Origin of the sequence: Methylobacterium segetis (assembly GCF_004348265.1) — a bacterium.
GTDB classification, from domain to species: domain Bacteria; phylum Pseudomonadota; class Alphaproteobacteria; order Rhizobiales; family Beijerinckiaceae; genus Methylobacterium; species Methylobacterium segetis.
In genome coordinates this window covers 28,052-42,507 of sequence record NZ_SMNT01000019.1, presented here as the reverse complement: position 1 = coordinate 42,507, position 14,456 = coordinate 28,052, and the positions used below count along the sequence as shown (strand labels likewise).

The window sequence follows — 14,456 nt, the reverse complement described above, 5'->3', positions numbered from 1 at the left end:
ATCTCGTACCGCGACCCTGCCTGGGGACGGGGCGGCCGCTCAGCGGCCCTGAGAGCGTAGATAGAGCCCGGGATCGGCTTCTTCCCGTTCCCGGCTCGCATTGTTGACGGGGTCGCGCCCCTCGACGACGACCTTGCGCGGCGCCTTGCGGTACCCGGTCGGCGGATCGGTGAGGGTGTCCCGGCTCGGCTCGGCCACGGACGGCTCGGTCTTCTCCTGGCCGACGCCCCGCATCAGCTCCAGCGGGTTCACCCAGAACGAGTCGCGGTTGTTGTCGCCGGGCTTGCGCTCGGGCTGCGTCGTCATGTTCGCGTCGGCGCGCCGGCCCGCGCGGATGTCGTCGATGCCGAGCGTCGCGTTGTTGTCGTTGTAGCGCCCGCGCGGCTGGTTGCCCTTCGGCACCCGGCGCTCCGCCTCGTCGCGCTCGCGCTGCAGCACCTCGGGCTCCTTGGGCCATTGCGGGGAGGCGGTGCGGGGCCGGGGCGCGGGCAGCGCCTTGCCGTCGAGCTTCGGCGGCATCACGAGCGGCGCGCGCTCGCGGTAGTTGATCGCGGGCTGGTCCTTCTCGAGGAGGCCGAGATTGCTCAGCGTGTCCCGCATGAGCTCGCCCCGCTCCTGGCCCTGGGCGGTCCCGGCGGCGAGGAGGCCGGCGACGGTTGCAAGGAGGATACGGCGATACCCGGTCATGCTGCCCCACAGGTTCCGGCCGGGCCTCGAGGTCCCTGAACGGGGCCCGGGGCGGTCGCGCTCGCGGCGGCCTGATCCGACCCGTCCGGCCTGATCCCGGTTTCGGGCGATCGTATGGCGCCTTGACTGCACTGCACCAGGGTCCGGCGGCGAGAGAACGCCGCTGTGGTTTACGGATCACACGGTCGGAGCATTTTTCTCCGTCGGCCCGGCCGATCGCCGCTGCGGCAGGAGCCCGTCGAGGATCAGCCCGATCACGCCCGCGACGATGGCCGCATCCGCCACGTTGAACACGTACCAGGACCACGTGCCCGCGTGCAGATGCACGAAGTCGAACACGGCGCCGTAGGCCGCCCGGTCGACGGCGTTGCCGAGGGCGCCCCCCGCGATCAGTCCCAGCGAGAGCGCGAGGAGCCGCGAGGGTGCCCGGCGCATCCAGAGGCCGAGGCCAAGGGCCGCGGCGAGCGACAGGGCCACGAGGAGCCAGCGCCCGATTCCGCCCTCCTGCTGGAACAGCCCGTAGGAGACGCCGCGGTTCCACACCACGACGAGTTCGGCGTAGGGGCCGAAGTGCCAGGGCTGGGTCAGCACGAGATCCGTGCCGAGATAGAGCCACAGCTTTGAGGCCTGATCGAGGAGGAGGGTGGCCACGAGCGCCGCGAGGCCGAGGCGGAAGGGCGTCATGGACGTCATGGGCGTCGTCATGGGCCTCATGGGCGCGCGCCGCAGGCCCTCCCCGCCCCGCGCGGGGAAGGGGATGGGTGAGAACCGATCGGGTCCAGCCTCACGCCGCGCTCGCGGTGCCGTGCGCCGCATCCCACTCCCGCAGGGCCTGCGCGTCGCGGGGGGTCACGTCGGGATAGTCCCGATCCATCCCGACATCCGGGCTGACGCGCCAGGAGCGGGCGCATTTGCGCCCCTCGGCGAGCCCCGGCACCACGGCGACGCCGCGGACCTCGTCGAGGCGGAAGGCGTCCGCCGGTCCCTCGCCGGCCTCGATCCGGATGGCCGAGGTGATGCAGATGTCCGCGAAGTCGATCCCGTCGAGGGCCCCGAGGAGGTCGGGGTCCGAGACGTGCACGCTGGGCGCGGCCTCCAGGCTCGCGCCGATGCGCTTCTGCGCCCGCTCGATCTCGAGGGCGCCCGTCACCACCCGCCGCACCCGGCGGATCCTGTGCCAGCGCGCGGCGAGCGCCTCGTCGCGCCATTCCGCCGGCGTCTCCGGCAGGGTCTGCAGATGCACCGAGCCGTCCTCGGACGGGTAGCGGTCGAGCCACGCCTCCTCGGCGGTGAAGGCGAGCACGGGTGCCAGCCAGATCGTGACCCGCCGGAAGGCCTCGTCGATGACCTGCAGCGCCGCGCGCCGGGCCGTCGAGGAGATCGGGTCGCAGTAGAGCGTGTCCTTGCGGACGTCGAAGTAGAAGGCCGAGAGGTCGCCCGTCATGAAGCCGTTGAGGAGCGCCACGACCCGCTTCGTGTCGAAGGTGCGGTAGGCCTCGCGCACCTCGCCGTCGAGCTCGGCCAACCGGTGGAGGATGAAGCGCTCCAGCTCCGGCATCTGCCCGAGGGCGACGTCCTGCCCGGGCACCCGGTGGGCGAGCGAGCCCAGCATCCACCGGAGCGAATTGCGCAGCTTCCGGTAGGTCTCGGCGAAGGTCTTGATGATCTCCGGCCCGATCCGGAGGTCGTCGGCGTAGTCGGAGGCCGCCACCCAGAGGCGCAGGATGTCGGCGCCCGAATCCTTGATGACGTTCTGGGGCGCCACGACGTTGCCCTTCGACTTCGACATCTTCAGCCCCTTCGGGTCGAGGACGAAGCCGTGGGTCAGGACGATGTCGTAGGGCGCGCGGCCCCGCGTGCCGGCGGATTCGAGGAGCGAGGACTGGAACCAGCCGCGATGCTGGTCGGAGCCCTCGAGGTACATCACGGTGTCCGCGCCCCCGTCGCGCCTGCGGCGCACGCCGGAGAGCCCCGGGAACGCCTCCGGATCGTCGAGCACGAAGGCGTGGGTCGAGCCCGAATCGAACCAGACGTCGAGGACGTCCGTCACCTTCTCGTAATCGGCCGGGTCGTGGTCGGGCCTGAGGAACCGGGCGCCGTCCGCATCCGTGAACCACGCATCCGCGCCCTCCGCCGCGAAGGCGTCCACGATGCGGGCGTTGACGCGCTCGTCGCGCAAAACCTCGCTCGTGCCCTTCCTCACGAAGACGGTGATCGGCACGCCCCAGGCGCGCTGGCGCGAGACCACCCAGTCGGGCCGGTTCTCGACCATGCCGTTGATGCGGTTGCGCCCCTGCGGCGGCACCCATTCGGTGTCGGCGATCGCGCGGAGGGAGACCTCGCGCAGGGTCCGGTTGCCCAGGCTCTCGACCGGCTTGTCGAGGGCGATGAACCATTGCGGCGTGTTGCGGAAGATGACCGGCTTCTTCGAGCGCCAGGAATGCGGGTAGCTGTGGCGCAGGACGCCGCGGGCGATCAGGTTGCCCGATTCGGTCAGCGCCGCGATGACGGCCTTGTTGGCGTCGCCCTTCTCGCCCTTATGGTTAAGAACGAGTTTTCCCGTGAAACCGGGCGCCTCCCCGGTCAGCGCCCCGTCGGCGTCGACCGTGTAGGGGATGCGCGTGTCGATGCCGCGCTGCGCGAGCAGGCGCCCGCTCGCCATCCAGAGCTCGAAATCCTCGCGGCCGTGGCCCGGCGCCGTGTGGACGAAGCCGGTGCCCGCCTCCTCCGTGACGTGCTCGCCGTCGAGGAGCGGGACGGGGAAGTCGTAGCCGCGGACATGGCCGCCGAGCGGGTGCGACAGGGTGAGGCCGGCGAGTTCCTCGGGCGCCACGTCGCGCAGGCGCTCCTGCGCCTCGACGCGGGCGGCCGAGAAGACGCCGGAGGCCAGCGCGTCGGCGAGGATGAACGTGTCGCCGGGCCGCGCCCAATTGTCGTCCGGTGCCTGCGTGACGCGGTAGAGACCGTAGGCCACCTTCTTCGCGTAGGCGACGGCGCGGTTGCCGGGGATGGTCCAGGGCGTCGTCGTCCAGATCACGATGCGGGCGCCCGAGAGGTCGCCCGTCGCGCCCTCGCGGATCGGGAAGGCGGCGAAGATCGTGTCGCTGACGTGGTCCTCGTACTCGACCTCCGCCTCGGCGAGGGCCGTCTTCTCGACGACCGACCACATCACCGGCTTCGAGCCGCGATAGAGCTGGCCCGTCATGGCGAAGGTCAGGAGCTCGCGGGCGATCGCCGCCTCGGCCGGGAAGGCCATGGTCGCGTAGGGATGGTCCCAGTCGCCGGTGACGCCGAGGCGCTTGAACTCCTCGCGCTGCACGTCGAGCCAGTGGCCCGCGAAGGTGCGGCACTCCTGCCGGAACTCGATGACGGGCACCTCGTCCTTGTTCCGGCCCTTGGCGCGGTACTGCTCCTCGATCTTCCACTCGATCGGCAGGCCGTGGCAGTCCCAGCCCGGCACGTAATTGGCGTCGTGGCCGAGCGCGCCCTGGCTGCGGACGATCACGTCCTTGAGGATCTTGTTGAGCGCCGTGCCGATATGGATGTTGCCGTTGGCGTAGGGCGGGCCGTCGTGCAGCACGAATTTCGGCCGTCCCGCGGCGGCCTTCCGGATGCGCCCGTAGAGGTCGATCCCGGCCCAGCGCTCCAGGAGGTGCGGCTCGCGCACGGGCAGGCCCGCCCGCATCGGGAACTCGGTGCGGGGCAGGAACAGGGTCTGCGAATAGTCCCGGGTGGCCGGGGCGTCGGTGCTGTCGCTCATGAGGTCAGGCGTCTTCGCGCTCGTCTGGCGGGTCTGTCGGGCCGGCCGTCGACCGGCGGCTTCGCTCTCCCGGCATCCGGGGCTCCCGCGCGGGCGCGGGGCCTCACCCGGAGGCCGGGCCCGTAATTCGGGTGGGGCGGCGCAAGCCGCGCGGATCGAAGACGTCGCGCATGGGACGCCGCTTCTAGCAGCGGCGCGGGCCGGAGACCAGCGGCCATGCGCGCGCCGGAGTGTTGCGCATTCGCGACGCAGCCGACTTCGGATCGCGAGCCTGCCACTTTTTCCAAGCTCGGCCGTTGATCCGGCAACCTTCCGGGTGCCGCAGGCCGGCCTCTCAGGAAGCGAGACAACGCAATGAGGACTCACCTGCCATGAAACGCATTCTCGTCGCCGCCACGCTCGCGCTGTCGGCGCTCACTCTGTCCGGCGCCGCCGAGGCGCAGGGCCTGCCGGGCGGCGTCCGCCGCGGCGCGGCCGAGGGCGACCGGGTCGCCGGCCCGGTCGGCGGCATCGTGGGCGGCGCCGTCGGCGGCGCGGTCGGCACCGTCAACGGGGCGCTCGGCATCGATCCGGGCCGGCGCGCCTACCGCACCGACCTGCGCTCGCGCCGCCATTCCCGCCACCACCGCCGGTATCACCGCCGCTGAGGCGCGCCGCGCGGCCGGCCCCTTTAGGCGGCCGGCCGCGTTCTCAGGACCCGCCGGCGCAAGGCGCGAGAGGACGCCACTTACAGCGGGCGGATCACCGCGTCCGGCGCGATCAGCCCCGCCTCGTCCTCCTCCTCGCCGTCGAGCTCGGCCTCCGCCTCGTGGCCCGCGGCGCCGGTGACGTCGGCGAGGTTACGGGCGACCTTGCGCAGGAGCTTGCGCAGGCGGCGGCGCTCCTTGTTGTCGAACCCGTCGAGAAGCTCGGCCTCGACCTCGTCCCAGAGCCGCTCGATCGCGGCCGCCCGGGCAAGGCCCGTCTCGGTGAGCCGGACCCGCACGATGCGGCCGTCCCCGGCCTCGGCCCGGCGCTCCACGAAGCCGAGGGCGGCGAGCCGCGAGATCGTCTTCGAGGCGGTGGGCGGGCGGACCCGCAGGGTCGCGGCGAGATCGCCCATCGTCATGGTGCCGGCGGCCGCGAGCGCCTGCACCACCTGCTCCTGGCCGGCGAAGAGGTCGAGGGCGGCCAGCCGGTCGCCGATGCGGGAGCGGTGGAGGCGGGCCGCCTGGACGAGGGCCCAGCCCACGCTCTTGGCGCCGGGGGGACGCAGGCGCCGCTGCTCCTCCCGCCCCGGCTTGCCCTCCGGAAGGGAGGGTTCCCTGCCGGATTCCTTCCCCGGCTTGACCTTGCCGCTCGCCTGCATGCCGGAGACTTCGTCGCTCGACGCGGCCGACAGACCATCCTCCGCCGCTCTCATCGCCTACACCTTCTCACGCTGCCTGTCCGGCCGAAACGGCCAAGGCCGAGCGCCCGGCCCCGGACGGGGTCGGGTGCCGACCGGAACGGCATGTGACGGTTTCGTGTGAAGCTGCGATGACAGCGCGGCGCGGCGGGGGCCCGGTCCGCCGCCTCAGCAGGGAAGCAGGCTCCGCAACTGGTCGAGGATGTCCTCGCCGCTGCAGGGGCGGGCGATGAAGCGGGCGCCTGCCGGCATCCGCTCCGGATCGGGCGCGGCGCGCCCCGAGACGATCACGATGGGGAGTTGCGGACGAGCCTCCGCCACGGAATTGGCAAGGTCGAACCCGTTGGTCCGCCCCGACAATTCGACGTCGGTGACGAGGCCGCAGATGTCGGGCCGCGCCTGCAGGATGCTGAGCGCCCGCTCCGCGGAGGCGCATTGCACGGTCTCGTAGCCGCCATTCTCCAGGACGTCTCCGAGATCCATGATGGTGAGGGCCTCATCCTCGACGAGGAGAATCACGGGCCGGTCGTCCGAGGGGCTCGTCGTCTCGTTCGTCACCGTGTGCATCCTCCCAGATCCAGGGCCGGCGCACCGGGCGGGCATCCCGGTGAACCGTGTCGCAATCCCAACTGTGGAACCATCCTCCGGGTTGCAGCACTCTCTCAGGGGGAAACCGCTTCCCGCACGCTCGCGCCCACGCTCGCGAGGAGATGGCCGAGATCGTCCTGCCCGATGGTGAGGGCGGGCGTGAGATAGAGGATGTCGCCGAAGGGGCGCACCCAGGTGCCGCGGGCGACGAGCCCGCGCTTCAGCTCCGCGAGATCGGGGGGTGATTCGAACTGCACGACGCCGATCGCGCCGAGGACGCGCACGTCCCGGATGCCCGGTAGGCGCGCGAGCGGCGCCATTCCCTCGGCGAGCTGCTCGCCGATGGCGCGGGCCTGCGCGAGGCGGGGCTCCCGCTCGAACAGGTCGAGGCTGGCATTGGCCGCCGCGCAGGCGAGCGGGTTCGCCATGAAGGTCGGCCCGTGCATCAGGGCGGCGGCCGGGTCGTCCGACCAGAAGCCCTGGAAGATGTCGGTGCGGGCGACCGTGGCGGCGAGCGCCAGCGTGCCCCCGGTCAGCGCCTTCGACAGGCACAGGATGTCGGGCACGATTCCCGCCTGCTCGCAGGCGAAGAGGGTGCCGGTGCGCCCGAAGCCCGTGAAGATCTCGTCGAGGATGAGGGGCAGGCCGTGGCGGCGGGCGAGGCGGGCGATCGCCGCCAGCGTCTCGGGCGGGTGCATCCGCATGCCGCCCGCCCCCTGGACGAGGGGCTCGACGATGACGGCGGCGAGTTCGTGGCGGTGGCGCGCGAGCGCCGCGTCGAGGGCGGCCTCCGTCCCGGCGTCGCGCGGCAGGTCGCAGAAGACCTGCCCCGGCAGGTAGGCGCCGAAGCGGCGGTGCATGCCCTCGTCCGGATCGCAGACCGACATCGCGCCCAGGGTGTCGCCGTGATAGCCCTCGCGGAAGGCGAGGATGCGGGTCCGGCCCGGAACGCCGCGGTTGATCCAGAGCTGGACCGCCATCTTGAGGGCGACCTCGACGGCGACCGAGCCCGAATCCGTGAAGAAGACGTGGTCGAGGTCGCCCGGCAGCAGGGCGGCGAGGCGGGCGGCCAGCCGCTCGGCCGGCGCGTGGGTCAGGCCGCCGAACATGACGTGCGGCATCGCCCCGGCCTGGGCGACCAGGGCCTCGCGAATGTGGGGATGGTTGTAGCCGTGGACCGCCGTCCACCACGAGGCGATGCCGTCGACGAGTTCGCGCCCGTCCGCGAGCACGATGCGGCTGCCGTGGGTGCGCACCGCCTCGAGCGGCGGGGCCGCCCCCTTCATCTGCGTGTAGGGCCGCCAGAGATGGGTGTCGTGCGCGGGCATCGCGGCCGGGATTGCGGCGCGCGGGCGGCGCGGTCAAGGGGCGGGACCGGCCCGGGCTCAGGGGAGCGCGGCGGCGTCCGGGCGGTTCTCGGAGGGCAGGGCGCCGAGGTCGGATGCGGCGTGCAGCCGGTGGCGGCTCGCCAGGGAGCCCCGCGCCTCCTGCATCGGCAGGAAGGCGGAGAAGCCCACCGGCGTCTGCACGTCGTTGTAGATGGCCTCCATGCCGCCGCGCATGTGATAGGTCTCGTGCCAGATGCCGACGCCGCGCGTGTCCTTCAGGAAATCCGCCCACCATTGCCGGTGCGGCTCGGATCTCGACCAGGCGACGAGGCTGTCCATGTCGCGCCAGTACCAGCGCATGCCCACATGCAGGGGGCGCAGGCTGAAGATGATGTTGTTCTCGTAATGCAGGAGCCCGTCCGGGCGGCCGGCGCCGGCCTTCTCGATCGGCGCGCCGAACCCGATCAGGGTCTTCAGGCCGTAGAGGGCCCGAACCTTCATCCCGAGATAGATGACGACGAGATCCGGATGGTTCGAGAAATCCGGCACCCGCTCTCTTCTGCCGCCGATCATGGCTTCACCCGACCCTCGTCTCTCCCGATCTTAAAGGGCAGCGGCCCCCGCACGGAACGGGTTTTCCCCGCATCCCGGCCTCGGTCCAGGATCGCACGGCCCCGGGCCCGCGGCCAGGCTTCCGGCCTAGGAGGAATGTCTCAGATTGAATCCGCCGACCTCGCTCGCCGAAGCCACCGAACGACGCCGTTTGCACCGCGCGTCGGCGAGGGATCGTTTGCTTTGGGCATTCAGGCTCAGGCACCGATTGAGCATGGCGCGGGGGTTGCCTGGCAGTCGGGATGGGATACCGTGGCACCCTTGGCGAGAGGCTGCGCGCTGAGCGACGTAGCAACCCTATGAGAGACCCGGTTGCCACGCCGCGTCATTTGGGATCGGGGCGGCAATCCGGTTCCACACGTTAGCAAGGAGTTGGGCATAGACCCCTATAGGTGCAGCGATGCGTTGCACACGATCAAGCAGGCGGCAGGACTGAGTCCTAGAGATGACACAGTAATTTACGACAACGGCGACGTGGTCGGAAAGCTAAGCGGCGATGAGATCGGAAACCTGCATGACGAGCACTGACTCTAGGCCGCTCCCCGCTACGTATGCGTCTGTCGTATTTCAGGGCGTCGACCTCGATCCTGAACTGATCTCTGCGATCATGGAGACATCGCCTACGCTCTCGTACAAGCGCGGCGATACGTATCGCATCAAGCACGAGATACGCGAAAGGCAGTTTGGCCTTTGGGTCTATAGTACTCGGAATGTCGTACATTCAAGTAGTTTAAAGAAACACCTTGCCGCTCTGGAGCGATTGGTCATTGGTGAATTTTCTCAATGGCCCAATAAGACGCTTGCAAAAATACAGGCCCTCGTCAACGAATCAGATATAAAGTTCAGAGTTGATGTGTTCTGGTATGGCGCGGCCGATTCAGAGCTTCCAGAGATTAGTCGGTCATTTCATTATGTCGTGACTGAGGCTGGCGGAACTGTAGAAACCGACTTCCACCGCGATGGCGAGACGACGCAAGCAGCTTAGACCGCTCTTTTCTGGTACGGCCCACGCTTGCCCGGCGCGAGCGCCGCAGCCTCAACAAGCGCGGCGATGTCCTCGATGCTCCTAAGCCGATTCGACGCGCCCGCGTCAGGCAGATCATGAACCCGCCATAGCCGGGCCGGTCTTCCATTGCTGCTTCGACAATGTTGACTGGATGGTGCGGCTCGGGATGGCGGAGTTTCCCATTATTCCGCCATGCATATCAACTCTCGCCTAGCAGCAGGTGATTTCCATAACGCTGTCCCTGCCAGGGCTTCCACATACATTCCTCCTGCTTGGCGCCAAGCATACGCCTGCGGGAGGAAATGCGGGAGGGAACGACGCGGGAACGCGGAGCGGACTTGGCCGCGCTCACATTTCAAACTGACCCAAGCCCGGTCCGGGCCGCCGCTTGACAGCCTCCGGCCTGCGCGTGCTTCACGCTCCGATGTCCGATTCCGGAACGAGCCTCGAAACCTTCGCGCGCGAGAAGCTCACCGAGCTCGACGCCTCGGCCCTGCGCCGCCGCCTGCGGCCGACGATCCGCACGGCGGGCGCCCTGGCCGAGCGCGACGGCCGGAGGCTGATCTCCTTCTCCTGCAACGACTATCTCGGCCTCGCCAACGATCCGCGGGTGATCGCGGCGGCGCAGGCGGCGACGGCCCGCTACGGCGCCGGCGCCGGCGGCTCCCGGCTCGTGACCGGCAACCACCCGCTGCTCGCCGCGCTCGAGGAGCGGCTCGCCCGCCACAAGGGCAAGGAGGCGGCGCTCGTCTTCGGCAGCGGCTACCTCGCCAATCTCGGCATCACGCCGGCCCTCGTCGGCCCCCGCGACCTCGTGCTCGCGGACGCGCTCTCCCATTCCTGCCTCTGGGCGGGGGCGCGGGTCTCGGGCGCGGAGGTGGTCCGCTTCCGCCACAACGACCTCGCCGACCTGCGGCGCCTCCTCGACCGGCACCGGCCGGCCCGCAGGCGGGCGCTGATCCTGACCGAGCGGGTCTTCAGCATGGACGGCGACCGGGCGCCGCTCCCCGAGATCCTGGCCCTGGCGGAGGATTTCGACGCCTGGACCCTCGTCGACGACGCGCACGGCCTCGGCGTGGTCGAGCCGGGGGCGCGGGCGCCGCTCGAGATGGGCACGCTCTCGAAGAGCCTGGGCTCCTACGGGGGCTATGTCTGCGCGAGCCGGGCCGTCGTCGACCTCCTCACGAGCCGGGCGCGCAGCTTCGTCTACACGACGGGCCTGCCGCCGGCTTCCGCCGCGGCGGCGCTCGCCGCCCTCGAGATCCTGGAGGCGGAGCCGGAGCGCGCCGCCCGGCCCCTGGTGCTCGCCCGCCGCCTCACGGCCCGGCTCGGGCTGCCGGAGGCCGAGAGCGCGGTGGTGCCGATCCTCGTGGGCGCGGCGGAGGGCGCGCTCGCGCTCTCGGCGGCGCTCGAGGCGCGGGGCTTCCTCGTCGTGGCGATCCGCCCGCCCACCGTGCCGGCCGGCACCGCCCGCCTGCGGATCGCCCTCTCGGCCGCCCACAGCGAGGCGCAGGTCGACGCGCTGGCCGAGGCCGTGCGGGACTTGCGGGCTTGAGCCCCCCGCGCGCGACATGATCGCGATCAACGTCCCAGGCCCCCGAACGGTGATCGCACCGATGATCGCATCGCGGGCGCTCCGACGCGCCCGAGGCCCGTCTCAGGCCGCCTCGACGGCCTGCGCCCGCTCGCGGGCGAGCCGCGTCACGCCGACCTGATCGACCTTGCCGGTGCCGAGCATCGGGATCCGGTCGAGCACCACCACCTCGGCGGGAATGGCGATCTCGGTGGCCCCGCGGCCCTTGGCGAAGCTCTGGTACTCGGCCCGGGTCGCCCCCTTCCGCTCGGTGAACAGGATCAGCCGCTCGCCCTTGCGGGCATCGGGCACCGCCGCGACCGCGCTCGGGGACTCCGGCCAGAGATCGGCGGCGAGCGCCTCGATGCCGGCGAGCGAGACCATCTCGCCCGCCACCTTGGCGAAGCGCTTGGCCCGGCCCGTGATGGTGATGAAGCCCGGCGGATCGATCGTCACGATGTCGCCCGTGTCGTGCCAGCCGCCCGCCGGCGGCTCCAGCACGCCCGGCTTCTCGGCGCGCAGGTAGCCCAGCATGACGTTGGGCCCCCGCACGAAGAGGCGCCCGCCCGTGTCGATGCCGGGCACGGCTTCGAGGCGCGCCTCCATGCCGGGCATCAGCCGGCCGACCGTGCCGAAGCGATTGAACATCGGGGTGTTCAGCGCGAGAACCGGCCCGCATTCGGTGACGCCGTAGCCCTCGAGGATGCGCAGGCCGAACTTCTCCGCCCAGGTGCGCCGCGTCGAGTCCTTCACCGCCTCGGCGCCGGCCAGCACGTAGCGGAGCGAGCGCAGGTCGTAGGCGTGGGCGGCCCGCGCGTAGCCGGCCAGGAACGTGTCGGTGCCGAACAGGATGGTGCTGTTCGAGCCGTAGATGAGCTCCGGCACGATCCGGTAATGCAGCGGCGAGGGATAGAGGTAGACGGGCACGCCCGAGATCAGGGGCAGCACGAGGCCGACCGTCAGCCCGAAGGCGTGGAAGACCGGCAGCACGTTGAAGACCTTGTCGGTGCGGCCGAAATCGATGCGGGCGGCGGCCTGGGCGGTGTTGGCCAGCATGTTGCGGTTGGCGAGCACCACGCCCTTCGGCGTGCCCTCGGAGCCCGAGGTGAACAGGATCGCGGCCGGATCGTCGCCCCTTCGCGCCACGAGCGGCTTGCGGGGGCCGAGGAAGCCCCGAATCTTGTCGCCGAGCGTGACGGTGGCGCGCACGTCCTCGAGGTAGAGGATCTCGACCTCGCCGCGGATCGCCTCGACCAGGCCGCTCAGGCGGCCCTTCTCGATGAAGGCGCGGGAGGTGAGCACCGTGCGCACCTCCGCCGCCTTGCAGGCCGAGAGAATGTTGGCGGGTCCGGCCGAGAAGTTGATCATCGCGGGCACCCGGCCGGCCGAGGCGAGGGCGAAGAAGGTGACGGCCGCGCCGTTGGCGTTCGGCAGCATCACGCCCACCGGCCGGCCGACGGGGGCGAGCGGCATCAGCTTGCGGGCCAGGATGTTGGCGCCCATCACGAGGCGGCCGTAGGAGAGCGTGCCGCCGATCGGATCCTCGACCGCCCTGCGGCGCCAGCCGTGGCGGTCGCCCGCCTCGATCAGGGCCTCCATCAGGCCGCGGTCGATGTCGGCGGTCCGGAAGACGAGGTCGGACATGATGCCGTAGAGGGCCGCACCCGCCGCCTGGCGGCGCGCCTTGCCCTTCAATTCCGGGTCGACCGTGAGCCGGACCGGCTCCAGCACCGTCACGGTCACCTTCGGCCACCAGCGGCGGCGGACCTGGGCGCGGGAGAGGCGCGAGAAGGCGGTCTGCTCCAGCCCCTCGATCTTCACCGGCACCACCATCGCGCCCGACTTGTCGGCGATGAGGCCCGCGCCGTCATAGACCTTCATCAGGCTGCCCGTGACCGTGAGCCGGCCCTCGGGGAAGATGATCAGCGTCTCGCCGCCCTTGACCGCGTTGATCAGCGTGCGGGTGGCGAGCGGCCGCGTCGGGTCGAGGGGCATCGCCTTGGTGATCGTCAGGAATGGCTTCACCCACCAGCGCTGCGCGATGCCGTGGTCGATCGCGAAGACGGGCTCCTGCTCCAGGAGCGAGAGGGCGAGCGGCGCGTCGAGGAAGGAGACGTGGTTGAGGGCCACGATGGCGTTCGGCCCCGCCTTCTCGACGTTCTCCAGGCCCCGCACCTCCAGCCGGTAGAAGGCGCGGAACAGGATCGAGAGGAAATCGCGGAACGGGCTCGTGGGCAGGGTCGCGAAGATCACCGCGCCGACGATCAGGTTGAGGATCGCGACGAGGGCCAGCAGGGCGGCCATCGAGAAGCCCGCCCCCTGGAGCATGGCGAGCGCCAGGGTGCCCGCCACCATGAAGGCGGCGGTGAGCACGTTGACGGCGCCGATGACGCGGGCGCGCTTGGCCTTGTCGGTCCAGGCCTGCACCGCGGCGAAGGAGGGCACGATGTAGAGGCCGCCCGCCATCGCGAGGCCGAGGAAGTCGATCGCCACCCGCAGGCCCGTGCCGGTGCCCAGGAACTCGGCGGCGCCGACCATCGGGCCCGAGGCGGGGGGCAGGTGCGCCACCGTCCAGGCGAGGTCGAGGCCGAACAGGCCCATCAGCACCGCGCCGACGGGCACCGGCAGGAGAACGATGCGCCCGCTCGCGAGCCAGGAGGCGAGGCCGGAGCCCAGCGCGATGCCGACCGAGAAGGTGGCGAGCAGGAGCGTCACCACGGTCTCGGAGCCGTTCAGCCCCGTCTTCACGAGGACGGGCAGCAGGGACAGCACGACGGCGCCGACGAGCCAGAACCAGCTCACGATCACCGAGCCGCGCCACAGGCGGGAATCGGACCAGAGGTCGCGCAGAAGCTCCACCGTCGAGCGGGCGACGTTCGGGTCGACGCGCAGGTCCGGCGCGCCCTCGCCGGTGCGCGGGATCAGCCGGGCCGAGAGCCAGCACAGCAGGGCGAAGCCCATGATCATGGCGCCGAAGGCCGCCCCGCTGCCGCCCGCGGCGGTGGCGAGCCCCGCCACGATCGTGCCGAGCAGGATCGCCAGGAAGGTGGCGCCCTCGACGAGCGCGTTGCCGGCCGGCAATTCCTCGCGCCGCAGATGATCGGGCAGGATGCCGTACTTGATCGGGCCGAACAGGGCCGCGATCACGCCGAACAGGCCGAGCGCCACGAACAGGACGGGCACGGAATGGAGGAAGAAGCCGATGACGGCGGTCGCCGCCGCGAAAATCTCGGCGAACTTGAGCCGCCGGGCCATGATCGCCTTGTCGTAGCGGTCGGCGAGTTGCCCGCCGAGGCCGGACAGGATGAAGAACGGGCCGATGAAGACCGCGCTCGCCAGCGTGATCAGGATGCCGGAATGCCCCGGATCGTGCTCCCCGATCTTGAACAGGATCAGGAAGGCGAGCGCGTTCTTGAGGAAGTTGTCGTTGAAGGCCGAGAAGAACTGGCACCAGAACAAGGGCGCGAAGCGTCGCGCCGTCATCAGCGAGCGGAACATGGTTGCCTCCCCGGCTG

General features: G+C 70.9%; 11 protein-coding genes. 3 read left to right on the top strand and 8 right to left on the bottom strand.

What is annotated here, in order from left to right; translation table 11 throughout:
• Window positions 1-39 precede the first annotated feature (39 nt).
• The 3 genes from E1J50_RS07150 to ileS all read right to left on the bottom strand — a co-directional run bounded on the left by E1J50_RS07150 (window position 40) and on the right by ileS (window position 4,447).
• Window positions 40-687 carry a hypothetical protein gene (locus E1J50_RS07150; RefSeq protein WP_132251891.1) on the bottom strand — a complete coding sequence of 216 codons (648 nt, stop codon included), beginning with the start codon at window positions 685-687 and terminating at the stop codon, window positions 40-42.
• 177 nt (window positions 688-864) lie between these two features.
• Window positions 865-1,371 (bottom strand): signal peptidase II, encoded by a 507-nt coding sequence (lspA, locus tag E1J50_RS07145; protein ID WP_132251940.1) that lies wholly within the window; start codon window positions 1,369-1,371, stop codon window positions 865-867.
• A 100-nt stretch (window positions 1,372-1,471) separates the two neighbouring features.
• Complete coding sequence (ileS, locus tag E1J50_RS07140; RefSeq protein WP_132251889.1) at window positions 1,472-4,447, bottom strand: isoleucine--tRNA ligase; 2,976 nt, start codon at window positions 4,445-4,447, stop codon at window positions 1,472-1,474.
• Between the two features lie 371 nt (window positions 4,448-4,818).
• Here ileS and E1J50_RS07135 point away from each other — a divergent pair, with 371 nt between their 5' ends.
• Window positions 4,819-5,094, top strand: a complete 276-nt coding sequence (locus E1J50_RS07135) for a hypothetical protein (protein WP_132251887.1) — start codon at window positions 4,819-4,821, stop codon at window positions 5,092-5,094.
• Between the two features lie 80 nt (window positions 5,095-5,174).
• Here E1J50_RS07135 and E1J50_RS07130 read toward each other — a convergent pair whose 3' ends face one another.
• From E1J50_RS07130 to E1J50_RS07115, 4 genes are all read right to left on the bottom strand, one after another.
• Window positions 5,175-5,849, bottom strand: coding sequence for a MarR family winged helix-turn-helix transcriptional regulator (locus E1J50_RS07130; protein WP_207919163.1), 675 nt, complete (start codon window positions 5,847-5,849; stop codon window positions 5,175-5,177).
• A gap of 153 nt (window positions 5,850-6,002) precedes the next feature.
• Window positions 6,003-6,401 carry a response regulator gene (locus E1J50_RS07125; RefSeq protein ID WP_132251885.1) on the bottom strand — a complete coding sequence of 133 codons (399 nt, stop codon included), beginning with the start codon at window positions 6,399-6,401 and terminating at the stop codon, window positions 6,003-6,005.
• Between the two features lie 95 nt (window positions 6,402-6,496).
• Window positions 6,497-7,750, bottom strand: a complete 1,254-nt coding sequence (locus E1J50_RS07120; protein ID WP_132251882.1) for an adenosylmethionine--8-amino-7-oxononanoate transaminase — start codon at window positions 7,748-7,750, stop codon at window positions 6,497-6,499.
• A gap of 57 nt (window positions 7,751-7,807) precedes the next feature.
• Window positions 7,808-8,299, bottom strand: coding sequence for a DUF4188 domain-containing protein (locus E1J50_RS07115; protein WP_342635891.1), 492 nt, complete (start codon window positions 8,297-8,299; stop codon window positions 7,808-7,810).
• 577 nt (window positions 8,300-8,876) lie between these two features.
• On the opposite strand from E1J50_RS07115, the gene E1J50_RS07110 reads away from it, so the two are divergent.
• On the top strand, window positions 8,877-9,347 hold the full coding sequence (locus E1J50_RS07110; protein WP_165937807.1) for a DUF4279 domain-containing protein: 471 nt from the start codon (window positions 8,877-8,879) through the stop codon (window positions 9,345-9,347).
• Between the two features lie 445 nt (window positions 9,348-9,792).
• The gene (locus E1J50_RS07105; protein WP_132251875.1) at window positions 9,793-10,923 is read left to right on the top strand and encodes an aminotransferase class I/II-fold pyridoxal phosphate-dependent enzyme; all 1,131 of its coding nucleotides are present in this window, start codon (window positions 9,793-9,795) and stop codon (window positions 10,921-10,923) included.
• Between the two features lie 102 nt (window positions 10,924-11,025).
• On the opposite strand, the gene E1J50_RS07100 is transcribed toward E1J50_RS07105, so the two are convergent.
• Window positions 11,026-14,439, bottom strand: a complete 3,414-nt coding sequence (locus E1J50_RS07100) for an acyl-[ACP]--phospholipid O-acyltransferase (protein ID WP_132251872.1) — start codon at window positions 14,437-14,439, stop codon at window positions 11,026-11,028.
• Window positions 14,440-14,456: the final 17 nt, after the last annotated feature.